The organism is Spirulina subsalsa CS-330, from assembly GCF_028330765.1.
Lineage (GTDB): Bacteria > Cyanobacteriota > Cyanobacteriia > Cyanobacteriales > Spirulinaceae > Spirulina > Spirulina subsalsa_A.
In genome coordinates this window covers 1-23,585 of sequence record NZ_JAQMTY010000022.1, presented here as the reverse complement: position 1 = coordinate 23,585, position 23,585 = coordinate 1, and the positions used below count along the sequence as shown (strand labels likewise).

At 55.0% G+C, this 23,585-nt stretch carries 22 protein-coding genes and 1 pseudogene; 16 read left to right on the top strand and 7 right to left on the bottom strand.

Annotation, left to right across the window (positions count from 1 at the left end):
* From PN477_RS01670 to cysK, 5 genes and pseudogenes are all read left to right on the top strand, one after another.
* A pseudogene (locus tag PN477_RS01670) lies at positions 1-138 on the top strand (photosystem II D2 protein (photosystem q(a) protein)); the annotation flags it as partial.
* A 597-nt stretch (positions 139-735) separates the two neighbouring features.
* On the top strand, positions 736-1,017 hold the full coding sequence (locus PN477_RS01665; RefSeq protein WP_272120529.1) for a 4a-hydroxytetrahydrobiopterin dehydratase: 282 nt from the start codon (positions 736-738) through the stop codon (positions 1,015-1,017).
* Positions 1,018-1,281: 264 nt separating this feature from the next.
* Positions 1,282-3,027 (top strand): iron uptake porin, encoded by a 1,746-nt coding sequence (locus tag PN477_RS01660; RefSeq protein ID WP_272120531.1) that lies wholly within the window; start codon positions 1,282-1,284, stop codon positions 3,025-3,027.
* Positions 3,028-3,202: 175 nt separating this feature from the next.
* The gene (locus tag PN477_RS01655) at positions 3,203-3,634 is read left to right on the top strand and encodes an RrF2 family transcriptional regulator (RefSeq protein WP_272120534.1); all 432 of its coding nucleotides are present in this window, start codon (positions 3,203-3,205) and stop codon (positions 3,632-3,634) included.
* A gap of 20 nt (positions 3,635-3,654) precedes the next feature.
* Positions 3,655-4,623 carry a cysteine synthase A gene (gene cysK, locus PN477_RS01650; RefSeq protein ID WP_272120536.1) on the top strand — a complete coding sequence of 323 codons (969 nt, stop codon included), beginning with the start codon at positions 3,655-3,657 and terminating at the stop codon, positions 4,621-4,623.
* Between the two features lie 86 nt (positions 4,624-4,709).
* On the opposite strand, the gene lipA is transcribed toward cysK, so the two are convergent.
* Positions 4,710-5,645, bottom strand: a complete 936-nt coding sequence (gene lipA / locus PN477_RS01645) for a lipoyl synthase (RefSeq protein WP_272120603.1) — start codon at positions 5,643-5,645, stop codon at positions 4,710-4,712.
* 231 nt (positions 5,646-5,876) lie between these two features.
* The gene (gene hypD / locus PN477_RS01640) at positions 5,877-6,986 is read right to left on the bottom strand and encodes a hydrogenase formation protein HypD (protein ID WP_272120538.1); all 1,110 of its coding nucleotides are present in this window, start codon (positions 6,984-6,986) and stop codon (positions 5,877-5,879) included.
* Positions 6,987-7,085: 99 nt separating this feature from the next.
* On the opposite strand from hypD, the gene PN477_RS01635 reads away from it, so the two are divergent.
* Positions 7,086-7,307 (top strand): DUF167 domain-containing protein, encoded by a 222-nt coding sequence (locus tag PN477_RS01635; protein WP_272120540.1) that lies wholly within the window; start codon positions 7,086-7,088, stop codon positions 7,305-7,307.
* 15 nt (positions 7,308-7,322) lie between these two features.
* Positions 7,323-7,565 (top strand): hypothetical protein, encoded by a 243-nt coding sequence (locus tag PN477_RS01630; protein ID WP_272120542.1) that lies wholly within the window; start codon positions 7,323-7,325, stop codon positions 7,563-7,565.
* Here PN477_RS01630 and PN477_RS01625 read toward each other — a convergent pair.
* The 5 genes from PN477_RS01625 to PN477_RS01605 form a co-directional block, all read right to left on the bottom strand.
* Positions 7,562-8,356: an MlaE family lipid ABC transporter permease subunit gene (locus PN477_RS01625; protein WP_272120544.1), complete on the bottom strand. Its 795-nt coding sequence runs from the start codon at positions 8,354-8,356 to the stop codon at positions 7,562-7,564. The two genes, PN477_RS01630 and PN477_RS01625, sit on opposite strands and share 4 nt — an antisense overlap.
* Before the next feature lie 8 nt (positions 8,357-8,364).
* On the bottom strand, positions 8,365-11,316 hold the full coding sequence (locus PN477_RS01620; protein WP_272120546.1) for a methyl-accepting chemotaxis protein: 2,952 nt from the start codon (positions 11,314-11,316) through the stop codon (positions 8,365-8,367).
* An 83-nt stretch (positions 11,317-11,399) separates the two neighbouring features.
* Positions 11,400-11,933 carry a chemotaxis protein CheW gene (locus PN477_RS01615; RefSeq protein ID WP_272120549.1) on the bottom strand — a complete coding sequence of 178 codons (534 nt, stop codon included), beginning with the start codon at positions 11,931-11,933 and terminating at the stop codon, positions 11,400-11,402.
* Between the two features lie 67 nt (positions 11,934-12,000).
* The gene (locus tag PN477_RS01610; protein WP_272120551.1) at positions 12,001-12,369 is read right to left on the bottom strand and encodes a response regulator; all 369 of its coding nucleotides are present in this window, start codon (positions 12,367-12,369) and stop codon (positions 12,001-12,003) included.
* Positions 12,370-12,529: 160 nt separating this feature from the next.
* Positions 12,530-13,612, bottom strand: a complete 1,083-nt coding sequence (locus PN477_RS01605; RefSeq protein WP_272120553.1) for a DUF4388 domain-containing protein — start codon at positions 13,610-13,612, stop codon at positions 12,530-12,532.
* Positions 13,613-13,976: 364 nt separating this feature from the next.
* On the opposite strand from PN477_RS01605, the gene hmpF reads away from it, so the two are divergent.
* The 9 genes from hmpF (at position 13,977) to hpsJ-A (ending at position 23,448) form a co-directional block, all read left to right on the top strand.
* Positions 13,977-15,746, top strand: a complete 1,770-nt coding sequence (gene hmpF, locus PN477_RS01600) for a pilus motility taxis protein HmpF (RefSeq protein ID WP_272120556.1) — start codon at positions 13,977-13,979, stop codon at positions 15,744-15,746.
* A gap of 54 nt (positions 15,747-15,800) precedes the next feature.
* On the top strand, positions 15,801-15,989 hold the full coding sequence (locus PN477_RS01595) for a DUF4089 domain-containing protein (RefSeq protein WP_272120559.1): 189 nt from the start codon (positions 15,801-15,803) through the stop codon (positions 15,987-15,989).
* Positions 15,986-17,392, top strand: coding sequence for an AtzE family amidohydrolase (locus PN477_RS01590; protein ID WP_272120562.1), 1,407 nt, complete (start codon positions 15,986-15,988; stop codon positions 17,390-17,392). The genes PN477_RS01595 and PN477_RS01590 overlap by 4 nt, the downstream gene beginning before the upstream one ends.
* A gap of 194 nt (positions 17,393-17,586) precedes the next feature.
* The gene (locus PN477_RS01585; RefSeq protein ID WP_272120565.1) at positions 17,587-18,780 is read left to right on the top strand and encodes an NAD(P)/FAD-dependent oxidoreductase; all 1,194 of its coding nucleotides are present in this window, start codon (positions 17,587-17,589) and stop codon (positions 18,778-18,780) included.
* Positions 18,781-18,905: 125 nt separating this feature from the next.
* Positions 18,906-19,631, top strand: coding sequence for an S-layer homology domain-containing protein (locus PN477_RS01580; RefSeq protein ID WP_272120568.1), 726 nt, complete (start codon positions 18,906-18,908; stop codon positions 19,629-19,631).
* 434 nt (positions 19,632-20,065) lie between these two features.
* Positions 20,066-20,842: a cistern family PEP-CTERM protein gene (locus PN477_RS01575; RefSeq protein WP_272146915.1), complete on the top strand. Its 777-nt coding sequence runs from the start codon at positions 20,066-20,068 to the stop codon at positions 20,840-20,842.
* 249 nt (positions 20,843-21,091) lie between these two features.
* Entirely contained in the window at positions 21,092-21,940 is an 849-nt protein-coding gene (gene crtA / locus PN477_RS01570; RefSeq protein ID WP_272120574.1) for a cyanoexosortase A, read from the top strand.
* Positions 21,937-22,611, top strand: coding sequence for a cyanoexosortase A system-associated protein (locus tag PN477_RS01565; protein WP_272120577.1), 675 nt, complete (start codon positions 21,937-21,939; stop codon positions 22,609-22,611). The genes crtA and PN477_RS01565 overlap by 4 nt, the downstream gene beginning before the upstream one ends.
* Before the next feature lie 57 nt (positions 22,612-22,668).
* Complete coding sequence (hpsJ-A, locus tag PN477_RS01560; RefSeq protein WP_272120579.1) at positions 22,669-23,448, top strand: HpsJ-like protein, cyanoexosortase A-associated; 780 nt, start codon at positions 22,669-22,671, stop codon at positions 23,446-23,448.
* The last annotated feature ends 137 nt before the right edge of the window (positions 23,449-23,585 follow it).

Genomic DNA, 23,585 nt, shown 5'->3' with positions numbered 1-23,585 from the left:
GACCCTGAATTTGAGACGTTCTACACCAAGAACATTCTGCTCAACGAAGGGATGCGGGCCTGGATGGCTCCGCAAGATCAACCCCACGAACGTTTTATATTCCCTGAGGAGGTTTTACCGCGTGGTAACGCTCTCTAGTGCCACGGCACAGCTAAAATAATGCTGAATGGTAGGGTGGGTTAGGCGACTTAAATACAGACTATTACTGCAATCTAGCAATCCGCCGTAACCCACCGATTAAGACGTGCCACGACACTAGATTGTCCTGGGCTTGTGGAATAGATTAATTTTCAACCCATCCAGCCTGAGATCAGTGAAAGCGGATAGAGAATGACACTCTATCCGCTTTCTCGTGTTTGGCAAGAGAAAGCACAGATCGGTTGAGAAAAGGAGAGATCACGAAATTAATAGCACGACCCCCTTCCCAAACTAAAAATTTGTGCTACCTTATCCATAAGTTCATTTTGAAACTAACCCTAACAGGATTTAAGGAGGTGATGCCCATGAGTGATAGTAGTAAATGCATGGGTCTTCACGCTGAGAATCATCGGCTGTGCGCTGGGGCTGTTCTCTAGTCATTGATAGCACGGTCTATCAATCCCAGAGTTCCTTCCAGCAGTCAGAATGACAGCATACGAAGACCCTCTAGACCGCTCCCACAATTGATATGTTTCCTGGAAGCATACGCCTTGTGGGAGCGGATAGTATTTGGCGTAGTTTTTGAGTAAATATCCTATGGCATCGTTATTACATAGTGCAGCAATCACAGAGCACCTGAAGACGCTTCCCGATTGGCAACAGGTTGAAAATACGATCCAAAGAACGTTTGTGTTTCAAGATTTTGTTACTGCGGTTGATTTTGTCAATCGTCTGGTCGAACCGGCGGAGTCAGCAGGACATCACCCGGATCTCAGCATTTCTTATAATAAAGTGACGGTCAGTCTCTCGACCCATGACGCGGGTGGGTTGACTGAAAAGGACTTTAGTCTGGCGGCGGCGATCGCCTCCTTAGTCTAGGCATGATCAACCCGGATTGTGATGGGAGATCTAGGCGTGGCGCTGACTCGATCCGTTTGTCACATTGATCGCAATCCCATCGGCCAATTGACGGCAATTGCCCAGCATCCCGCGAAACAGTAGCAAACCCGATCCATTCCAGTTACAATAAATGGCGTAATCTTGTCCGACAGTTGGGCAAGATGTAGTAGTCTAACAAAGCGCAGTAGTGAATCTATCTGCATACTGCGTAGCTCGACTGAAGGTGTGAGGACAGAAAATACCATGGCAAACTTTTTTCGGACATTGAACCGCGTCAGCCCGGCATTCTTGGGCTTAGCGATCGCCCTCTCAACGGCCACCGGTGCTGTTGCTCAAACTGTTTCCAATGACGAAGTCTTGGATCAGATCAACCAATACGGCACGGAAGACACCAACGGCAGTATGGGCCAAGGTGTACCCGGTGCGGCGCAATTTACCGATGTGTCTCCTAACGACTGGGCCTACCAAGCCTTAGATGACCTTGTGCGCCGTTACGACTGCTTGAAAGGGTATCCCAACGGAACCTATCGCGGTGGTCGCGCCCTGAGCCGTTACGAATTTGCAGCGGGCTTAAATGCCTGTTTACAACAAATTGAGCGTTTGATTGCGGCTTCGACGGCTGATTTTGTCACCCGTTCGGATCTTGAAGCCCTGCAACGCCTCATCCAAGAATTTGAAGCGGAATTAGCGACATTAGGAACCCGTGTTGATGCCCTCGAAGGTCGGGTCGCCTTCCTTGAAGATCACCAATTCTCCACCACCACCAAATTAGCGGGTGAAGTGATCTTTGCCGCCACCAGTGACTTCAGCGATGGAACCGGCAATGCAAGTGGGGCAGTGGATAGCCTCAGTGATGCGGTGTTCGGCGATCGCGTTCGCCTCGAACTCAACACCAGCTTCACCGGCGAAGACCGGTTAGTGACCCGCCTCGCCACCGGCAACCTCGCTATTCTGCCCACGATTGGCTCCACCACTGGCTTTGAAGGCACTCAAACCTTTAACCTCAATGGTGACTCTACCAACAGCAACCGCGTCAATGTAGATTGGTTGGCTTATTACTTCCCCTTCGGGAACTCCCAAGCCTACGTTGCTGCCACGGGCGGGATCTGGAGTGACTTTGCTCCTACCCTCAACCCCTACTTTGAAGACTACGACGGCGGCAACGGCGCACTCTCGACCTTTGCCTCGGAAAACCCGATTTACCGGATTGGTGGCGGCACGGGTGCAGCCCTGAGCTTTGGTTTCACCCCCATCGAAAGCATCCTTGGCCCCAGTACCGTGACCTTGGGCTACTTTGCCGGGAATGCTTCTGATCCGTCTGAAGGTGCAATCAACAGCGACTACGCTATGCTCGGTCAGTTGAACGCGAACGTGAGCGATCGCTTCGGCCTCGGTCTCACCTTCGTTCACGCCTACCACACCAATGAAAACTACACCAACAGTAACGGCGTAACTACCAACGCCACTAACTCAATTTTTGGCAGTGGTGCAACTCCTGCATCTGGCTTAGTTGGCACAAGCTTGGCTAACAACCCCGCAAGCCTCTTTGACAATGGTCTTGGTAGTGAGGTAACTAGCCGGGGTACCGTGACCAACTCTTTCGGGGCTGAAATGGCCTTCCGTCCCAGCGACAGCATTTCCATCAGCGGCTTTGCCTCCCTCACCCAGGCGCGTTTGATCAGCCGGGGTGACGCTGAAATCTGGACATTCGGTGGTGGGATTGCTTTCCCTGATCTTGGTAAAGAAGGCAGCGTCCTCGGTATCTTCGGGGGTGCTCAACCCACCCTGCGGGGCATTGAAGGAGTCAACGTTAATAATGCCTTGTTTGATAAGGACTTCTCCTGGCACATCGAAGCCTTCTACAAGTACCAACTCAGCGACAACATCAGCATCACTCCTGGTGTGATCTGGCTCACCGATCCGAACCAAGGCCCAGGGGATAGCAGCGATGCCGTCATCGGTACGCTCCGGACGACGTTCTCGTTCTAAGCGTTTCGACCTTTCCTAAATAGGCTGATTAAACACAAAATGGACTGAGCAAACTCAGTCCATTTTGTTTTAGTTACGGGGCAAGACTGCAAATTTGCTAAGTACTGTGAATCCTGCAAACCCCAGTGGGGAATAGGGGTATACTGGACAGAACGCCCCAACTCCTTAAACTGTCGTGGAACTTTCCTGTCGCACTGAATATGCTCTGCTCGCGTTATTGGAACTAGCGGGTCACTATCCACAACAAGAACCCTTACAAATCAAACAAATTGCCGCTCAACAACAGATCCCAGAGCGTTACCTTGAGCAATTATTAGCCACTCTCCGGCGGGGTGGGTTTGTTCAAAGTCAGCGCGGGGCAAAGGGCGGCTATTTGTTGATTCAAGAGCCGTGGAAAATCACGCTATTTGATGTGGTGAATTGTCTGGAAGGGACAGAGCATCAGAAAAAAGAGCCGCTGGTGGAGACGGTGGAAAGTGCCGTGGTTGAGGAGATTTGGCAGGATGTCTGTGGGAGTGTGCGTGAGGTGTTGAAACGCTACACATTACAAGATTTATCAGACAAACGTGACTCACGACGACAGATGAATATCATGTACTATATTTAGTGCCCCAATGGGAGGGAATCATGCAGATTGCGAATAATATGACTGAGTTAGTGGGGCGGACACCCCTCGTGCGTTTGAACCGTATTCCTCAGGCGGAAGGCTGTGTCGCGGATATTGTGGTCAAGCTTGAAGGCATGAATCCGGCGGCCTCGGTGAAGGATCGGATTGGGGTCAATATGATCAATGCGGCGGAAGCGGCGGGGGAGATTGAGCCGGGCAAAACGATTTTAGTAGAACCCACGTCGGGGAATACCGGGATTGCGCTGGCGATGGCGGCGGCGGCGAAGGGGTATCAGTTGATTTTGACGATGCCGGAAACGATGAGTAATGAGCGGCGGGCGATGTTGCGGGCCTATGGGGCAACGTTGGAGCTCACGCCGGGCACGGGGGGGATGAGTGCTTGTATTCGGCGGGCGCAGCAGATTATGGAAACGACACCCAATGCTTATATGTTGCAACAGTTCCGCAATGATGCGAATCCGGATATTCATCGGCGCACGACGGCGGAGGAGATTTGGCAGGATACGGAGGGCCAGATTGATTTCTTAATTGCAGGTGTGGGGACGGGGGGAACGATTACGGGGGTTGCGGAGGTCATTAAGCAGCGTAAACCGGAATTTAAGGCGATCGCAGTCGAACCCACGGGCAGCCCGATTCTATCGGGTGGGAATCCTGGCCCCCATAAAATCCAAGGGATTGGGGCGGGGTTTGTGCCGGAGGTGTTGAAGGTGGAGTTGATTGATGAGGTGGTGACGGTCAGTGATGAGGATGCGATCGCTTACGGCCGACGACTGGCACGGGAGGAGGGGATTCTCTCCGGGATTTCCACGGGGGCGGCACTCTGTGCAGCGATCGCGATCGGCAAACGCCCGGAAAACAAAGGCAAACTGATCGTCATGATTCAGCCGAGCTTTGGAGAACGCTACCTCAGCACGCCCCTGTTTCAAGACCTCGACACCCCTGAAGTTGCTCTCGTGGGCGCGAATTAATGATTAATCGCGGGCAAGGTGGTTTTAACCCCTTGCCTGCTGGGTTTAGGGCGTGCTAATCCTCGAAAATCGCCGCATTTTTGCCACTATTGCACCGTAGACATCACTGATCGCATCACCCCTTTGGCGCGGGGGTATTCCTGCATCAAGCGGCGCACCTCTTCCGCATGGTAAGAACTGCGGGTCAACGGCGACGACACCACCTGTAAAAATCCCAGATCCTCCCCGTACTCTCGCCAAGCGTCAAACTGTGCTGGCGTGATAAATGCTTCAACCCCCAAATGTTTTTGCGAGGGTTGGAGGTATTGGCCAATGGTGAGAATATCGCAATCCACCGCTCGCAGATCGCGCATCGTCGCACGGACTTCTTCGTCTGTTTCTCCTAGCCCCACCATGATCCCCGACTTGGTATAGGTCCAGGGGGCAAGCTCACGGGTGCGGCGCAGGAGTTCGAGCGATCGCCCATAGTCCCCTTGGGGACGGGTGCGGCGATAGAGACGGGGAATAGTTTCCGTATTGTGGTTCAACACCTCCGGATCGGCGGCGAGAATCGCCTGTAATGCGTCCCAATTGCCACAGAGATCGGGAATGAGCACTTCAATCGTCGTTTGGGGCGAAATTTTACGCACTTCAGCGATGCAACGCTGAAACTGGGACGCGCCGCCATCCGGTAAGTCATCCCGATTCACCGAGGTAATCACCACATGATTGAGCTTGAGCCGTCCGACAGCTTCCCCCAGTCGGATCGGCTCTGTTGGGTCGAGGGCTTGAGGCTTTTTCTCAAAATCAATGTCGCAGTAGGGACAAGCACGAGTACAGGCCGGCCCCATAATCAAAAACGTGGCGGTTCCGGCGTGGAAACATTCACCAATATTCGGGCAGGAGGCTTCCTCACAGACGGTATTGAGGGCAAGATCGCGCAGAATTTCTGTCACACTGCCGATGCGTTCCCGTTGCGGTGCTTTCACTCGTAACCATTCTGGCTTGACTACCACGCGCTTTACCTGTTGTTGACTAACGATGATGTACTGTTTATCCTACCAAATCGCCACAGGCCAGACTGCCGGAATTTTAGGTGTCAAATTTCGACGCAATCCTAACACGTTGGCCTTGTAGAGCGATCCTAAATCAATCGGAGATCTGATCTCCTCATCAACAAGGGGCTTAAGCCCCTTGCCTATTCATGAATCTTATCAACAAGGGGCTTAAGCCCCTTGCCTGTTCATGAATCAAATAGGATTGCCATATCACGCTTAAGAGGCGATCGCATCCGGTTGACGATAGCGATAGTAAGCGGCGCAGGCTCCCTCTGAAGACACCATCGGCGCACCGAGGGGGCGTTCTGGGGTGCAGTTTCGCCCAAAAGCAGGGCATTCGTGGGGCTTCTTCACGCCGCGCATGATGTCGCCGCTGATGCAGTCCGTGGCGACGGGGGCGGGGGTTTGGGTGGCGAGGAGATCCGCAAAACGCAGTTGGGCATCAAAGACGGCGTAGGCCGGTTTTAACCCTAGGCCGCTGTGGGGAATCGCGCCGATGCCGCGCCACCGTTGGGGGACGATGGTGAAGATTTTTTGGATCAGGGTTTGGGCGTGGGGGTTGCCGTGGGGTTGGACGGAACGGGCGTATTGGTTTTCGCAGGTGGCTTGACCGGCTTCGAGTTGTTGAATGCAGAGATAGAGACCTTGGAGGATGTCGATGGGTTCAAAGCCGGTGACAATGATCGGGATCTGGTAGCGGGCGGCGATGGGTTCATATTCTTGATAACCCATGACGGTGCAAACGTGGCCCGCTGCGAGGAAGCCTTGGACTTGACAATGGGGATCGTCCAAGATGGCGGCCATGGCGGGGGGGACGAGGACATGGGAGACGAGGAGGGAAAAGTTATCGAGGCCAAGCTGTTGGGCTTGGTGGACGGCCATGGCGGTGGCGGGGGCGGTGGTTTCAAACCCGACGGCGAAGAAAATGATGTGGCGATCGCAATGCTCCTGAGCCAAGCGCACCGCATCGAGGGGCGAGTACACCATCCGCACATCACCGCCCTGGGCCTTGATGCTGAGGAGGTCATGCTCTGTGCCGGGAACGCGCAACATATCCCCAAAGGAACAAAAGATCACGTCGGGCTGTTGAGCGAGGACGATCGCTTGGTCAATAATGCTCATATCCGTGACGCACACCGGACAGCCGGGGCCATGGATGAGGCGAATCTCTGGCGGTAGGATGGTATCAATGCCGTACTTAACGATCGAATGGGTTTGGCCGCCGCAAATTTCCATGATCGTCCAGGGGCGCGTTGTGAGGTTGGCGATCGCCTCCCCATATTGTCGCGCTAGGGTTCCGTCTCGATATTCCTGTACATATTTCATTGAACCGTAATCCCACGCTTGATCTCGCGTTGATCCTAACGAGATTCGGCGGGGAGCGCGGGGAATCTTCCACTTGTTTTTGAATTTTGCCCCAAAACCATGAAAAAATTAATCAACGTGAAACCCAATGCCAAACGCCAAAGCCTGACGGAAGCCGCCGACGGCAGCTTAGTGATCTACTTGACCTCGCCGCCGGTGGATGGCAAAGCGAATCAGGAATTGATCAAACTCTTGGCTAAAACCTATCGAGTGCCGAAGTCAGCGATCGCCATTACCCGTGGCCATCACGCCCGAATTAAACAAGTAGAATGGCCCGATTAACCCCCGAACGTCACCATGATCCCCGATCCTGATATCGTTAACGTCACCCTCTCGTTTCCCTATCGCGGCTACATGATCCAGCTTGCGCCGGGGACGTGGCAAGGGGTGAGGATCTATACGGCGTGGGTGGCCTATGACTGGGGGGATGCGATCGCTGTCCCCAAAGCTTGGACGCGAGAAGAAGCCGTGCGCCGCGCCCGCCTGTGGATCGATCGTCGCCGGAGTTTAGGGGTCTTTCCCCCACAGGCAAATCCTTAACCCGTCATGGAATTTCCCGTGCCTTGGAACATGACCCAAGAGAGGAAAAAGTTGGCGACAAAGATGGCGAGGAGCGAGGTGACCACGGCGGTGGTGGTGGATTCTCCGACCCCTTTCGCGCCGCCCGTGGTGGTTAAGCCCCAACTACAGCCAATCACCGCCACCATTGCCCCAAACACCGCCGCCTTCAGCATGGCGCTGACAATATCCCAGAGGGAGACAAAACTTTTCACCGAGTCTAGAAAGACGGTTTGACTGATGCCGTAGAGGTTGTGGGACACCACTAAGCCCCCGATAATCCCGACGAGCAGGGAGAGGAGCGTCAGCACCGGCAGCATCAGGGAGCAGGCGATAATCCGAGGAATGACGAGATAGTCAATGGGGTCGGTTTTGAGCATTTGCAGAGCGTCGATTTGCTCGGTGACGCGCATCGTGCCGATTTCAGCGGCAAAGGCGGAACCGACCCGACCGGCCAGGACGACGGCGGTGAGGACGGGGGCGAGTTCACGTGTGAGGGCGATCGCTAACACTCCCCCCACCGCACTACCCGCCCCAAAGTAGAGAAACTCCCGCGCCACTTGGATCGTAAACACCATCCCCACAAAAGCCGCCGTCACCAGCGCGATCACCAACGACCCTGGCCCCACCGATACACATTGCTCTAGGGTATTGCGGCGATTGATCTTGATTTTAAACAGGTGAAAAATGGCCTGACCCGCGAGAAAAATGGCGGCTAACACCCGTTGGCTCCACAGCCCCAAGCTTGACTTCCCCTTGACTCCATCCGCCATAATCGTTCCTAGTTGGTATCAGTATCGTCAATCCGGAATCGTTCCACAGAGGTGAGCAAGTCGCGGGCAATACTCACCAGGTTTTGCAGAGAAGATGCCACCTTTTGGGATTCCTGGGAGGTTTCTTGGGCAGTGAGTTCCACCGATTGCATCACCTGCGCCACGGCTAAGGTGCTTTCGGTTTGTTCAACGGTATCGGCGGTAATCGATCGCACCAGCGCGTCAATCCGGTTCGACACTTGGATGATATCTTCGAGGGAGCGTTTCGCCTGTTCGGCCCGTTTCGTCCCGTCGATCACCTGCTGTGTCCCTTCTTCCATGGCCTGCATCACCAAGCTGGTCTCACTTTGAATCTGTAACACGATCTGCTCAATGTCTTTCAAGGCTTTGGCGGAGCGATCGGCGAGTTGACGGACTTCATCTGCCACGATCGCAAACCCCCGCCCCGCTTCCCCGGCTCGCGCTGCCTCAATGGACGCATTCAACGCGAGGAGGTTGGTGCGCGATGCGATCGTGGAAATCGCCGCCACAATCATCGAAATTTCCTGAGACGATTCCGCCAGGCGTTTCACCTTCCGCGTCGTTTCCGCCACCGTTTCCCGAATCTGGACAATCCCCACCACAGCATGTTCCACCGCGTCGCCCCCTTTGAGGGCCACCGCTGCGGCCGACCGTGCCACTTCTTCCGCTTCGCGGGCATTTTCCGCCACCCGGCGAATCGAGTCGGTCATCATCTGCACCGAGTTCAGGGTCACAGCTAATTCTTCGGCTTGGCGCAAGGCATCACTTTGCAGCCCCCGCGCAAACTGTTCATTTTCCGAGGAACTCTTGTTCACCTGCCGCGCCGCTGCCCGTACCTGTTGGACAATCTCCCGCAGGTTTTGAATCGTCAAGTTAAAGGCATCGGCCACCGCACCGAGTACGTCGGCGGTCACTTCGGCGCGCACCGTTAAGTCTCCCCGTGCCGCGCCTTCCACGTCGTCTAGGAGGCGAATCACCTGGCGCTGGAGATCTTCTTTTTGCTGCTCGGTTTCTTCAGCCCGCCGTTGGGCTTCGCTGGTGGTGGTGAGAATGACCCGCGCCATTTCGTTGAAACCAGCGGCAAGATGGCCAAATTCATCTTCAGAATAAATGGTGGCTTTGGCGTTGAAATCACCTTGGGAAACAGCTTCAAATTGAGATTGCAGATCGGTGGTGGAGCGATGAATTTGCTGGAGGGTTTCGCGGCCCAGGAACCAGACGACACCGCCCGCACTTCCCCCCGCCACGAGGGTCATCAGGGTATTCCAGCCGATCATGTAGGGAATAATCACCTTTCTCTGATCTTCGGGGGTGCGACTGAAACTCACAAACGAGATCAACGAGACCGCCAGAGCAGAGGCTACACCAGCAGCGACGGCGGTAACCCATTGCTTTTTGACGAGGGGGAAGTTGGCAAACCAGGCCATGCGTCCCGCGTCCACATCAACGGTGGGTTCTAGGAAGCGATCGCTCGTTGGGGTAAAATTCGTCGGCGTTTCATCCCCCGATCCGGTTCCGTCTCGATCAGCCCCCACCCGGCCCAGCTTCGCCCCAGGCGATGCAAACCCGTTCAGATCAACCTCCTCATCAAAACCCACTTCGGCAAAGGCGGAATCCGACATCGTCCCGCCGATCCCACCCACATCAAATTCAGAAATGTCTTCGAGGTCGTTGAGATCATTGTTGAAGACTTCCGGAAACTCATCTAAGAAGCCACTTGGGTCTTCCTCGCCAAAGTCTCCCCCCGTTGTTCCTGCAAAGGAATCAGGGCCAATGGTGGTATCCCCAAAGTCATCAAACCCCCCATCTTGGAAGGCATTATCATCAAAATCGTCGAAGGTGAAATTATCATCCCCCGGCGCGTCAAAATCCGCCTCCAGTTCCGGACTCATGCCATCCTCTTCAAGGTCATAGTCCGCTTCATCCAGAGGCATCCCGGCCTCGGCTTCAATGAACTCCTCATCTAGACCAAAGGCACTGTCTTCATCCGGAACTCCCGAATCCATCAACAGGGTTTCAGGATAATCATCATCTAGCATCTGATCCGTCGTGGCAAAGGCCGAATCATCCATGGCAAAATCATCCTCGCCATAATCACTGTCGAGGGCTTGATCAAAGAGAAGATCCTCATCCATGGGTGGAGTGAATGACTCATCCCTGGCATTGCCCCTGTTCTCATTGGAGGAGGGCGGGATCACAAACGTGGAGTCGGAATCCCCTGGATCGAAGTTGGGGTAATCCTCCACTTGCATGTCATCAAAGGGCGAGTTGTTGATGAACTGGGTAGCTTCTGCGTCGGGATCGGTTTGCCAATCGTCATCGTCTTGGAGGCTAAAGGGGTCATCCTCATCCGGATTCATGAAGTGGGTGGCATCTAAATCATCGTCCATGCCAAAGGGGTCATCCTCGGCATCGGTGCCGAAAAAATTGTCGGTGGACTGAGGATTGCTTTCGAGGAGTTGGTTGTCAAATTCAAAGTCGGTGATGTCGTCATCAATACCGGAGTCGCTGAGGTCGTCAAAGGCGCTGTCGTCAGCAAATTCCGATTGAAAGGTTTCGCTGTCAAAGGCATTGTCGGCAAAGGCGCTGGTATTGTTGTAGGAATCGAAATTCTCTAGACTGCCGTTGCCGTTGGTGTCGCCATAGTCTTCGGGGTCATCACTGAGTCCAGCGATCGCATCCTCGATCCCCGTTTCGGCGTAATTGATAAAGTCTTGATCGTCGGTGAGTTCTTTGACCCGTGCGTACTGTTCCTGGGCGGTGGCATAGTCATGGAGACCGTAGCAGTAGATATGACCCCGCAAGAGTTGCACAGCAGGATCGTCATCATAGTCCATGACGAGGCGATCGATGATGGAGGCGGCTTTTTCATACTGACCAAGGGCATAGGCACGCTCTGCTTGCCCGTACTCTTGCGCGTAGTCCGTCTCTTGTGCCATAAAGTTCTCCCGCCTCTGCAGCTAACTGCTTACCCGTAGGATAGTACCTGAACGTCGTTGTCTTCTGTTGTACTCGATTTCCCCTAAGAAGCCCACCGCGCCGACCGCAAAATGCGCACCGGATCGAGTAAGCGCAGGGGTTGCTCTAGTTGTTGATAGGGCGGAACCCATTCCCCCACCATAAACGTGAGCATACTACTGGGAATCCCGCTGGTGGCGGTGAGTTGCTCACTGTCGAGCCAAGCCATTTCCCCGATATCACTAATGGCCAACCCTAAAATCATATCCTGGTCTTCAACGGCAATGATGGGAATCTCTGCCCGTTGTGTACTCAGGGCGACGGGGTCTCCTAAAAACTGACCGAGATCCGCCACCCAAATCACCTGCCCCCGAATATTAATCGTGCCGAGCAGCAGAGGGGAAGCGTTGGGAATGGGGGTGATGCGATCGGGAGACTGATTCATCACTTCACGAATCCCGGTGGCGGGCAGGGCGAGTTCAATGCTAGAGGGCAGGAAAAAACGCAGGTGAAGTTCACCTTCGGGAGTGCCAATATTTTCAATATCAGAGGCAAGATCTTCACTATTCCGGAGTTGTCCGGGGTCATTCCATCCCATAGTCTTCTGTTGCCTGATCTGTATGATGGATCATCTTACCCGCTTCCCTGCTTGAGTTCAGCGTGGCCTAGCCTCGGAGTAACTGCTTCACGGTTCCGATCAGTTCTACGGGTTGGAAGGGCTTGGCAATGTAGGCATCGGCACCCTGACGCATCCCCCAATAGCGATCGAACTCTTCTCCTTTAGAGGAGCACATGACGACGGGCACATTTTGGGTTTTGGGGTCCTGTTTGAGCCGGCGACAGAGTTCATAGCCGTTCATTTGCGGCATGACAATGTCCAGCACCACGATATCGGGACCGTATGTTTCGACAAGCTTTAAGGCTTCTTCGCCATTGCTCGCGACTTCGACTTTTAAGCCACTCCCTCTGAGGAGGTCTGAAATCATTTGCCGCTGGGCTAGACTATCTTCGACCACCAAAACTTTGCTACTCATATCTCCCTACCTAATCCTGATGAAACCTGTGGCAGTCTGTGAATCAATGTTCGCTGGACTGATGCTGGTTCATACATTAATAAAGTATCGCCCATCTTTAGCCTACTCTGTTGCTGAGTTGTCCCTCAACCGGGATTTTCCCAATCATAATCGGTTCAGTTCATTTCCTGAGCCTTTTTTTAGGGGGAAGGTGCTGGGGGATTAGCGTTAAAAGCATACGGGTTGTGCAGGGTTTGGTCAAGGTGATGAGGCTGGAGTCCAAAATTTCGGGGGGGGAGGTCTGGGGGGATTGGATGAGGATGAAGGGGATACGATCGCCCTGGGGGAGTTGGCGCACGAGGGCGGCGAAGGTGGGGCCGGGGAGACTGGGTAAGTGGCGATCGCAGAGGATCAGATCCGGCAGGGTGTCACAAATATAGTTCAGGGCGGTGAAGGGGTTAGCTTCGACGCAAATGTCGTAGCCGTGGGCGCGGAGATCGAGGGCGATGGGTTGGCTGAGGTCGGGATCATCGCCGACGTAGAGAATACTGGGTGGATCACTGGGGCCAGGCTCTGGCGCGGGGGGAAGATGGAGCCAACCGGCTTGATGGCCCTGGTGGAGGCAGCGACCGATGGCGACGGGGGTATTGCCCCCAAGGCGGCGGTTGAGTTGGCGCAGGGAGGTGCGGCCATCGGCCCAGGTGGCGATCGCCGCGTAGGGAGTGGGGGCGAGGGCGGCATGGGCGGCCTCGATATCGGTAACGCGGGGGCATTGGTCTAGGGAGGTGATCAGGGGGGCGAGGTGATGCCAAGCTTGACGGGTACGGCGAATCTGCGATCGCAGCGGGGCCATCGGCCAGCCGCCGAGGTTGGGCGATAGGGGCGCACCGGGAACCGCCACAAACCGACCCGATCGGATTCCGAACCCTTCAAACAGCAATTCCAGGATCATGCTGCGCCAAAGCGGACGCAGATCCGCAAAGGCGATCGCCCCTTGATCCATCGCTCGCCAGAGGCCACCATAGCCCCCCGGCAGACCAGCGTGAGTTTCCGGGGCAAGTCCATAGTCCAAGCTGCGATCGTGCTCCAAGGCCGGATCGATCGGTGCGCCATAGGTCAACCGCCCTTGGGTCAGCCAAAACCGCAGGGGCGACCCCGTACTGCAATCCCAGGCGATCGTCGTCACCGTCCCCGTCCATTGGCGCTGCGCTAAAATCCCCAGCACCATCCCCAAATCCCAATCCGCCAGCCGTCCCTCAAGCATGACCACCCTTCGCGCCACCCACAGTCCTCGCCTCCCTCATCCTCAGTCTTCTCATCTAACCATCCCATTTAGCAAAAACATTCTTTCATCCCCCGTGAACATTCATTCTGGAAAAAGCTCAGTACCATAGGAACAGTCCGAGCCTTCATCCCAGGTGATACCATCCATTTTGTCCACCCCATCAGAATGCTTCCAATTGTCGAGACTCTGATTAAAATGGGAAAAGTAGCGGTACGCTTAATTTCATTACCCAATCCAAGCTGAAACAACCGTACCGATACCATGGGACAGGAAAAGCCGACCCGAAAAGGTACTATCAAGTGATCATGAACCCAGCAAACGATACATTGAGAGGACGGTCAGCGTGCTGTATCTCGCAGAAGTAAGAAAGCAAAAAGGTGGCGGCTTCATGGCGAAAGTCTCCACAGAAATCAAACTTTTGGCCTGCCAGCGTAATGACCAAAGCTGGACTGCTGTACCCGGTGATGAGGCGATTGAATGTGAAGAAGCCAATTCCTTTGAGTCCGGCGTTCTGATCGCGATTAACCTCAATAATAATCGTCAACCCCAAGGCCCCCCTGAACCCGCAGCCACTCAAATTATCCGGGATCTTCAACGCTACTCCCGTCTGCAAGAAAAACTCAAAGAGCAAGAAGAAGAAATCGAAGGCTGGAAACAGTCCTTAACCCTCCAAGCCCAAGAACTCAATAAGCGAGAAATGGAGCTTGAGGCTGAACTTGAACAGCTTGAAAACGCCCTTGAAGAAGGCGGCGGCGGAGGCGGCGCAAGCTCCGAGGAACTCGAACAAGCCCGCGCCGAAGCCGATCGCATCCGCGAAGAATTTGAGCGCAAAACCCAAGAACTCGAACAAGCCTGGGCCCACCTGCGCGGCGAACAACAGCGCCTCGCCGAACAACAAGAATCCAGCCAAAGCACCGCCGTTGCAGCCGTTGGCATTGACCCGGAACAGTCCCAACAACTCCAGGAGTTGGCGAATTACCTTGCGGATCATCCCCTACCCCTCGAATCCCTCGCCGAGCAAATCACCATCACCCTCGACCTGGTGAACAATCAACAGGAAAATTGTGACTACTACAGTCGGCAACTGGATGAGCAGCGGGCCGATGCTCAACAGCAGCAGCAAGAGATTGATCGACAAGCGAATGATTGGGAAACCCAGCATCAACATCTCCAAGCCCTGCGGATGTCCCTCGACGAAGCCAAGCAGGATTTAGCCCACCATCAGTCTCAACTCAGCCTCAAAACATCGCTCCTCGCAACCCTCCAAGCCCAGCAAAATCAACAGTCTGAAGTCTATCAAGCCTTAGCCGACCTCGCCCAGGGGGTCGTGCCCAGTGATGGGGAGGATAAAGGCGGACTTGATCTGGAAGCGTTACAAATGATGTCCTTGGAGGATCTCAATCAGCGGGTGGACGATCTGCAAAAGGAGTACGATCGCCTCGGTCAATTTGTCGCCGATCAAGAGGAAGAACTGAAGTTACAGCGCGAGGCGGTGACGGAACTCGAAGAAAAACTCAAGGCGGCCAATGTTTACGATAGCTCGGCCCTCGAAGAAGAACTCGCCGATGAGCAGGAGCAGCGCAAATTGCTCGATGAAACCCTGGTGGGGCAGCGGCGCACCCTGGCGGAAAAACAAACGACCCTGAAGCAGTATCTCAAGGCGTTGCGCCAACGCCAGGGCATTCCTGACCCTGACAATGAAGCGGCTGGGGTGGATTTGACGCCGGTCTTGGCGCGATTGGAAGCGCAGCAGATGGAGTTGGCGGAGAACATCCAAACGATTGAGGGTGAAATCGAAGCAATCCAGACTCAGGTTGCCGCAGCGGAAGCCCATTTGCAAGACCAAATTAATGCCTATGATGAACACCAAAATCAGGTGCGATCGCTCGAAGAACAACTCAAGGAAAATCGAGCTACGGTAACTCTGTTGTGGGGACGAGTGAACCTCTACGAAGAGTTGGTCGAACCCTTAAACGAATCCACGCAAGACTTACGCAGTCATGGCCAACACCTCCAAGCGTTGCTGGAGCAAGCGCAACAAACAGGAGCCTATCAGCAAGAAGCGATTGGTAATCTGCAAGCTGTGATCAATACTTTAAGCAGTGCTGGTTAATCGCTGTGTGTTGACCCGCTTTTCCTTGTCCTGTCCCCTTGAATCAAGATAGCCATGCTGAATGCCGAGATTGACTGGACTCTCTATGTTGAACAAACTGTGCAGTTAATGGGGCTGACGGTGTCCGATGCCGATCGCCGCAGTGTCGTCCATCAGATGGAGCGATTAGCAGCGATCGCCCCCCAGGTCATGGAGTTTGTCCTCCCCGATGATCTCGAAGTTGTCTCGACCTTTGAGCCATGACCCTCGATCTCGCCACTGCCGATGCAGTGGCCATTGCCCGCGCCGTCCAAACCCAACAAACCACCGTCGAAGCTGTGGTTCAGCATCACCTAGCCCAAATTCACCAGCGCGATCCGGGCCTGAACTGCTTCACCGCCGTCCTCGCGGATCAGGCTCTCCTCGCCTCCCGCCAACTCGACCACAGCCCCCACCCCCGCCATCGCTGGAGTGCCCTCAGTGGTGTGCCCTTTGCGGTGAAAAACCTGTTTGATATTGCCGGGGTCACCACCCTGGCCGGCGCGAAAATCAACGCCGAAGATGAACCCGCTGGCCAAGATGCCACCGTGATCACCCGTCTCAAACATGCGGGGGGCATCCTCCTCGGCGCGTTGAATATGGATGAATACGCCTACGGGTTCGTGACGGAAAACACCCACTACGGTTCGACCCATAATCCCCATGATCCGGAGCGGGTGGCGGGGGGATCGTCGGGGGGATCGGCGGCGGCGGTGGCGGCGGGGTTTGTGCCGATTAGTTTGGGGTCGGATACCAATGGCTCCGTGCGCGTGCCGGCGGCTCTCTGTGGGGTCTATGGCTTGAAACCAACTTTTGGCCGCCTGTCGCGGGCGGGCACGGTGTTGTTTTCGAGCAGTTTGGATCATATTGGGGTGATGGCGCGATCGGTGCGGGATGTGGCGACGGTGTTTGATTTTCTCCAGGGGGATGATGTGTTTGATCCGGTGTGCAGCCGCCATCCGCCTGATCCGGTGTTGCCGCAATTGAACTTAGGGCTTCAGGGGATTCGCATCGCCCAGGCGGGGGATTATTTTCAAACGGGGGCCGACCCGGAAATTTTTGCGGCGGTGGCGCAGGTGGCGGCGGCCCTTGAGGCTGATGCGGTGGTGACCTTGCCGGAAACGGAACGGGCCCGGGCGGCGGCAATGTTGATCACCGCCGCCGAAGGGGCGACCCATCATCTGGCAAACCTGCGATCGCGGGCCCATGATTTTGACCCCGCCACTCGCGATCGCTTCCTCACCGGCACGATCCTCCCAGCCGCTTGGTACATCCAATCCCAACGCTTTCGCCGCTGGTATCGCAATCAAGTCCGCCGCATCTTCCGGGATGTGGATGTGATCGTAGCCCCCACGACCCCCTGTGTTGCCCCTCGCCTTGGCCAATTAGAGGCCGTGATTGGCGGGCAGACGGTGGATGTGCGCCCCTATCTCGGTCGCTTCACCCAACCGCTGTCCTTCATTGGGTTGCCGGTGTTGACCGTGCCGGTGGTGCGAGATCAGGGCTTACCCATTGGGGTACAGTTGATGGCGGCTCCCTATAACGAAGCCTATCTCTTACGGGTGGCGGCGAGTTTAGAACGCCAAGGGGTGATCGCGGCTCCCGTGGCGACCTACAAGGAGTTCTAGACAGAATGGGGCAATACAGCCTGTTCAAAAAATCATCCCGTACAGATCACAAGCCCCTCGCCTCGTGGGAGAGGGGTTTGGGGTGAGGGTAAGTGAACAAGCGATCACAAGCCCCTCGCCTCGTGGGAGAGGGGTTTGGGGTGAGGGTAAGTGAACAAGCTACAGCCAAAGGGTAACAACGTTTGAGATCGGCTATGAGCAAGCATTACGACTGGATTGTGATTGGTGGTGGAATTACCGGGGCGGCCCTCGCCTATGAATTGGCGAAACGGGGGGTGAAAACGCTGCTGTTGGATCGCATCCCGGAACCCCAACAGGCGAGCCGCTACAGTTATGGCGGGTTGGGCTATTGGCTGGGGACGAAACCTCTGGCGCGTCAATTGGCACAGGAGGGCCTGGCGATTCATCGGCAATTGACGGCGGAACTGGGGAGCGAGACGGAATTTTGCGATCGCCCCCTCCTGGCGCTCATTACCCCCGATCAAGACCCCGACGCGATCGCCGCCCACCAAGCCACCTTTGATCACCCCTTTACCCGCCTCACTCCCGCCGAAGCTGGGGAATTAGAGCCGTTACTGAACCCGGCAGCGATCGCCGCCGCCCTCCGCATCCCCCACGCCCAGATCAACCCGATTCGCACCACCGCCGCCTATCGGGCCGCCTTTGTCCGTTTGGGGGGCAGCATCCGCAATGAATCGGTTTTAGCGTGGAATCGAAACGGCGATCGCATCATCGGCGTGACCACCCACGCCGCCACCAGCCCCGTCACCTACCACGCCCCCCAAATCACCCTCTGCGCCGGAGCCTGGAGCCGCCCCCTCCTCCAACCCCTCGGCATCGACCCGCCCCTGTATTTCACCCATGCAGCGGGCCTCGAATTTGCCCCCGATCCCAGCCTGCACCTCAACCACATCATCATGCCCGCCCTGGTTCAACGCTTCCAACTTGAAGCTGCCGCCAGTGCCCCCGCCGTTCGCCCTCAATGGCGCGAACCCGGCCATGAACCCGCCGCCGCCATCCTTGACCCCGGTGTCGTGCAATTCCAAGATGGCCGCATCCTCTTTGGCCAAGCCAGCCACACCCTCACCAGCCTAGAGGCCCCCCTCGATCCAGTCCAAAGCGAAACCCAACTCCGCCAAACCCTCGCCCAACTCTTCCCCACCCTCGCCCCCCGCGCCGCCCAATGGTTTCACTGCCTTGTGGCCTTCAGCAGCAACCCCCTGCCCCAGGTCGGTCATCTCCGGGATTATGACAATCTCAGCCTTTTTTCTGGATTTAGTAATACCCTCGTTGTCACCCCCTCCCTCGCCCGCCATTTTGCCACCTGGGCCCTCACGGGCGAGGATGAGGTGATTCCCCATCTGGGTTTTCATTTAACTCCAGAATGAGGGGTAGGGGCGGGAATTTTGCCGAGATGGGAAGAAATTCGCGATCGCAAGTAGAAGATTCCGGAATTCTTCAGTTATTCTGAAGCGGGAGTCTTCTCCATCACACCATTGATTGCCACGCGGATATGAACATCGGGTCAAAACTTACGGGCTTCATCGCACTGATTACAAGCACCAGCCTGGCTGCGCCAAGCCTGGCCCAATCCATGCCCACGGATACCAACGGCCATTGGGCCCGCCAATGTATTGAATATCTCTCCCGGCAAGGGATTATGCCCACCTTCCCCGACGGTAGTTTTCGCCCCAGTCTGCCAATGACTCGCAGCGACTTTGCCACGATCCTCGCCCGTGCCTTTCCAGAATCCCCGTTCATCCGCACCTATCAGGACAACACCTACGCCGATGTAACCGATACCAACTGGGCGATCATGCCCATCCGCTACACCTACGAAACAAATTTTCTCTCGGGTTTTCCCGTGGGGACATTTTCCCCCCAAGAGAATGTGATCCGCCTCCATATGGTGTTAGCGATCGCCTCTGGCCTCAATGCCTATTTTCCCTCCCAAAGACCTGAAACCATTCTGGGGCGTGCCCTGAACGATGCCGACCAAATCCCCCCCTATGCCCGTGAGGTGATGGCGGCTGCCATTGAAGATAATCTGGTCGTTTCCTTCCCGTCTGTGCGTCAATTTCAGCCCCAACAGGTGGCCAGTCGGGGCGAGATTGCCGCCTCTCTCTGTCAGGCCCAAGGCAGTCTTGGCCTCGTTCCCTTGAACTATGTGGTGGGAAATCCCGCCGCTCGGCCGCCCAATTCCTTCAATCGTCCTCCCTTGCAAAATTTACCCTTTTAGCCTCGGCGCGATCGCCGTCGCTGGGGTCGTCTCTGTCAAGCCTCCAGCCTCAAGCTGCATCATCGGTTCACCGCGATCGCATCTCCGTATATTTGCGAGGTTCACAAAAAGATGGTTTACCTCGGTATTCTGTAAAGATACGGTAAAGACACCAGAAAACTATTGTCAATGTCAGTATCTTTAACTAGATTAAGGGTGGAAAGTTTCTGGATGGGTGTAGGAAAAGGCTTCAAGCACTCAATTCCCCGTTTGAAGCAGTATCTAGCTTTAACTCTTTAAAGACTTAATCTCTGCTTTCCAACATCCTCACAACCGATACCTTTAATGGTGTCCGTCGTTATGAATCGCTTTTATCTTCTTTGTTGAGTGCAGCAGCCACTATGATTAATCACCTTTTAAGCCTACTTCCCAATCGTCACCGGGCTTTCTCGCTGATGGGTTCAGCCTGCATCCTCGGCGGTGCGATCGCTGGCTTCACCGCTCCCACCGCTGAAGCCTTCACCGTTAGTCCAGATGGTTCGATCAGCATTTTCAAAAACGCCAATGACCCGCTAGATGCCGAAGGGTTTGGGGATGTGGGCCGTTGGCTTGATATCAATGTCGGAGGCAATGTCGAAGGGGAAGACCTCTCAGGACTCGCTTCAACCTTCCGCATGCATGTTTCGTCATTCATCAGTGGCAACGGAACGAGCCAGGTCATCCTCGATGTGGAAGGCTATGTGGGCTTGAAAGCCTACTCTCCCTTTAATATTCCTGAGCCGGATTCTAATTTGTTTGAAAGTTATCGCGTCAGTGTCTTTGGGTTTCAAATTGATCCTGACTTTTCTGACATTGATGTTTCCGGGGCATTCGATACCACAGTCATCGGTAAAGATATTAATGCCAATGGTGGTATAGATATTGATGTCTGTTTCAATGATGGCGGCTCTACCAAAAACTGTAATGGTGGTGGCGGTGGCGGTATCTGGAATGGCACGATGGAAACCTTCCAAATTACCTTAGACTTTGACCAAGAAATCACCTCGTTCAATATGTCTAACTTTGGGGTGCGCTACCAAAGTATTAACAGTGCTTACTATGGCATCAACGGTGGGAGTGGCACCGGAACAGGACAAGCTGCACCTGAACCGCTGACAATCGTAGGCACAGCAGCAGCGGTAGGCTTCGGCACATTGCTCAAGCGGAAACATCAACAACGAACCGCTGTTTAGTTGTTTTGGTATCTCCCCACTTAAACAGCATGGCAGCAATCGTTAAGTCGGGCTAGATAATGACAATGTGCCGGAACTACGCCACGATCGCCCCTCATTCACCACAGGATGAAGGGCGATCCTCTTGTTAGCAACGCATTCTCTGCCCAGCCGTTTTACCTAGGGGTTTAGGGGCGGAAGTAGAGGGTCAGGAGTTGCTAAAATAGGCGCAGATTGATCGCACTTTTGATCACAATGGGGTGAGACACGATGATTAACGTTGGGCAAAATTGGGATTATGTGATTCGATGGCTCCTCAGTGCGATCGCCTTTGGATTAATTGCCATTCATCTCACCTTGACCTGGCGCACGGGAAACATCAATTTTCTGGCCGTGAGTGCGATCGTCTGGTTTGCGGTCGGTTCGCGCCTTTGGCAACAGCGTCAAGCCCTGCCCCTGAATTCTGGGGTTGTATCTAGCCTCGTGGGTCTGATCATTCTGCTCCCGATGCTGATCAAGAGTTTGGCCCTGCCCACTTCCAATTTTTTGGGGGTGTATCCCTTTGGGATGGCCTTGGGGTGGCTTTGCTTAACGTCGGGGGTGGGCAAGTTGTGGCATTATTGGCGCGAGTTAACGGTGCTGTTTTGCCTGGGTGTGCCCAAGGTGGTCTTAACGCCGATGGTGGATTTTTCACCGATTACCGCGAAGTTTAGTACGTTTCTCCTGTGGTATTCCGGGTTTGAGGTGCAGCGGTTGGGGACGTACATCACATCCGCGTCGGGACGGGTGGATGTGAATATGGGCTGCTCTGGGCTGGATGTTATTTTTTACCTGTTGAGCCTGTCGGTGTTGTGTTTGTTGATGTTTCCGCTCTATCGGCGTTGGTTCCAGGTCTTAACGCCCGTGCTAGCCGTGGCGATCGCATTCATCACCAACGGAATTCGAGTGGCAATTTTAGCCATGCTGACCGGGCCGAACAATCGCGGGGCCTTTGACTATTGGCATACCGGCGAGGGGTCATTGCTGTTTGCCCTCATCGCCGTGTGCTTGCTGGGGGGGAGTTATGCCCTGATGTTGGATCACGATCGCTTACCGCCGCCACCGGAGCAGGCGGGATGACGAACGCACCGAAATTTCTGGGGTCAGGGCTGCGTATCGGGTTGTTAGGGATGTTGACGCTGGGCGTGGGGGTGGTGGTGGTGCGATCGCTGTTGTTCCCGCCGCCGCCTCGCCTCACCACCCAAGCCGGCCTTGACTATCCCGATGCCGTGACACTCTCGCGTTGGCAACTCGTCACCGCCGAACCCTACGACCCCAGCACCCTTGATCCGAGCCTTGCCCCAGACGCATACCAATACCGCTATCAACAGGGCGATCGCACCCTAGAAGCCACCGTCGCCTATGTCACCCATCCCTTTGTCAATGAAACCTATTTTCGGATGTATAGCCCGACCCTGATCAATATCCAGATTCACGAAACGGATCAGCAGGGCTTTTACGGGATCGTCACGCGCCAAGATCACGCCGAACTCCATGCCTGTGTGCGTCCCCGTGGCCATAGTGTTATTCTCTATCCTCAACTGGCACGGGGAGCCGATGTGATTGATTGGCGCTTGTCGCACCTGTGGAAGTGGATGATGGGGCAGAGTCCCCTCCGGGATTATCGTTGTTTGTGGACAACGTTACGACTCCCCCTAGAGGGGCGTTCACCGGACGATGCCTACGGGATTTTAGAGTCAGTTTGGCCCGAATGGCGATCGCACTGGAGCCAAACCTTTCCACCCCTCTAACTCAGGCTTGCCACCACTCGACCTGTATGATGATGTCCACTCTTTTGATGATTTTCTATGTCTGCTCTCCCTGACCCTGACCCCATCCCGCCTGAGCAATCCTCGGTCACTCCCTCCGATCCACGGGTGAATGAACTCTGGGAATTTTCCCGCAGTCAATTACCCTCCCTGGCCCTGGCCCACTGCATTGGCTACGGCTTACTGTTGTTTACTCTAATCACAGCCGTAGATTTGCTCATCCCCCCGCAACTGTTAAACCCCACCTGGGAGTTGCAGGCCTTGGGGGGGGTTGTCGAGCGCGTTGTCCCCATTGGTTTGGTGGGGGCGGTGTTGGTGTTTTGGGGCGGGAAACGGGCGCGATCGCGCTGGGAACCCTTCTGTTTAAACAGTTTGTCTTGGTTCAGCTTGGTGGCTGGCCTTCTGCTCTTTTTAATGATTCCCCTCGGCTTGCTCAATACGGCACGCCTCGATCGCCAAACCACCGCCGAGATTCAAACCCGACTCGACCAACAAGCCACAGAAATCACCCAAATTCAAGCCGCGATCGACAACGCCAACACCCCCGAAGCCATGGCCCAAGTGATTCAACAACTGGACAGCCAAGGCCGCAGCATCACCATCGAAGACCCTGAACAGATCGACCCGCTGAAAACACAACTCCAGGAATCCGTCGCCCAAATGGCCGCCGCCGCCGAATCCCAAGGCAAAGCCACCCTCCGACAACGCCGCCTCGCCCTGCTGAAAAATGGGGTGAAGTGGAATCTGGGGGCGCTCATTTCTAGTGTGTTGCTAGCGTTGATCTGGAAATTAACCGGCTGGGCGCGATCGCGTTCCTAATATCACGACACACCTTAATTAGTGAGTTAATGCGGATTGCTAGGTTGTAGTGATGGCAGGAGTTTAAGCCGCCTAACCCACCCTACAATAAAGTATCATTTTGGCTGTGTCACGCCAGTAGGGTGCTGTTAGCGAAG

Bases quoted from the DNA above. Each gene is read 5' to 3' on its own strand.
- PN477_RS01585 (WP_272120565.1), top strand. From the start codon at position 17,587: ATGAGCAAGCATTACGACTGGATTGTGATTGGTGGTGGAATTACCGGG.
- PN477_RS01665 (WP_272120529.1), top strand. From the start codon at position 736: ATGGCATCGTTATTACATAGTGCAGCAATCACAGAGCACCTGAAGACG.
- PN477_RS01625 (WP_272120544.1), bottom strand. From the start codon at position 8,356: ATGGCGGATGGAGTCAAGGGGAAGTCAAGCTTGGGGCTGTGGAGCCAA.
- PN477_RS01590 (WP_272120562.1), top strand. From the start codon at position 15,986: ATGACCCTCGATCTCGCCACTGCCGATGCAGTGGCCATTGCCCGCGCC.
- PN477_RS01565 (WP_272120577.1), top strand. From the start codon at position 21,937: ATGACGAACGCACCGAAATTTCTGGGGTCAGGGCTGCGTATCGGGTTG.
- PN477_RS01660 (WP_272120531.1), top strand. From the start codon at position 1,282: ATGGCAAACTTTTTTCGGACATTGAACCGCGTCAGCCCGGCATTCTTG.
- cysK (WP_272120536.1), top strand. From the start codon at position 3,655: ATGCAGATTGCGAATAATATGACTGAGTTAGTGGGGCGGACACCCCTC.
- PN477_RS01615 (WP_272120549.1), bottom strand. From the start codon at position 11,933: ATGGGATGGAATGACCCCGGACAACTCCGGAATAGTGAAGATCTTGCC.
- PN477_RS01620 (WP_272120546.1), bottom strand. From the start codon at position 11,316: ATGGCACAAGAGACGGACTACGCGCAAGAGTACGGGCAAGCAGAGCGT.
- hpsJ-A (WP_272120579.1), top strand. From the start codon at position 22,669: ATGTCTGCTCTCCCTGACCCTGACCCCATCCCGCCTGAGCAATCCTCG.
- PN477_RS01605 (WP_272120553.1), bottom strand. From the start codon at position 13,612: ATGCTTGAGGGACGGCTGGCGGATTGGGATTTGGGGATGGTGCTGGGG.
- crtA (WP_272120574.1), top strand. From the start codon at position 21,092: ATGATTAACGTTGGGCAAAATTGGGATTATGTGATTCGATGGCTCCTC.
- PN477_RS01580 (WP_272120568.1), top strand. From the start codon at position 18,906: ATGAACATCGGGTCAAAACTTACGGGCTTCATCGCACTGATTACAAGC.
- PN477_RS01635 (WP_272120540.1), top strand. From the start codon at position 7,086: ATGAAAAAATTAATCAACGTGAAACCCAATGCCAAACGCCAAAGCCTG.
- PN477_RS01575 (WP_272146915.1), top strand. From the start codon at position 20,066: ATGGGTTCAGCCTGCATCCTCGGCGGTGCGATCGCTGGCTTCACCGCT.
- PN477_RS01595 (WP_272120559.1), top strand. From the start codon at position 15,801: ATGCTGAATGCCGAGATTGACTGGACTCTCTATGTTGAACAAACTGTG.
- hypD (WP_272120538.1), bottom strand. From the start codon at position 6,986: ATGAAATATGTACAGGAATATCGAGACGGAACCCTAGCGCGACAATAT.
- PN477_RS01630 (WP_272120542.1), top strand. From the start codon at position 7,323: ATGATCCCCGATCCTGATATCGTTAACGTCACCCTCTCGTTTCCCTAT.
- PN477_RS01610 (WP_272120551.1), bottom strand. From the start codon at position 12,369: ATGAGTAGCAAAGTTTTGGTGGTCGAAGATAGTCTAGCCCAGCGGCAA.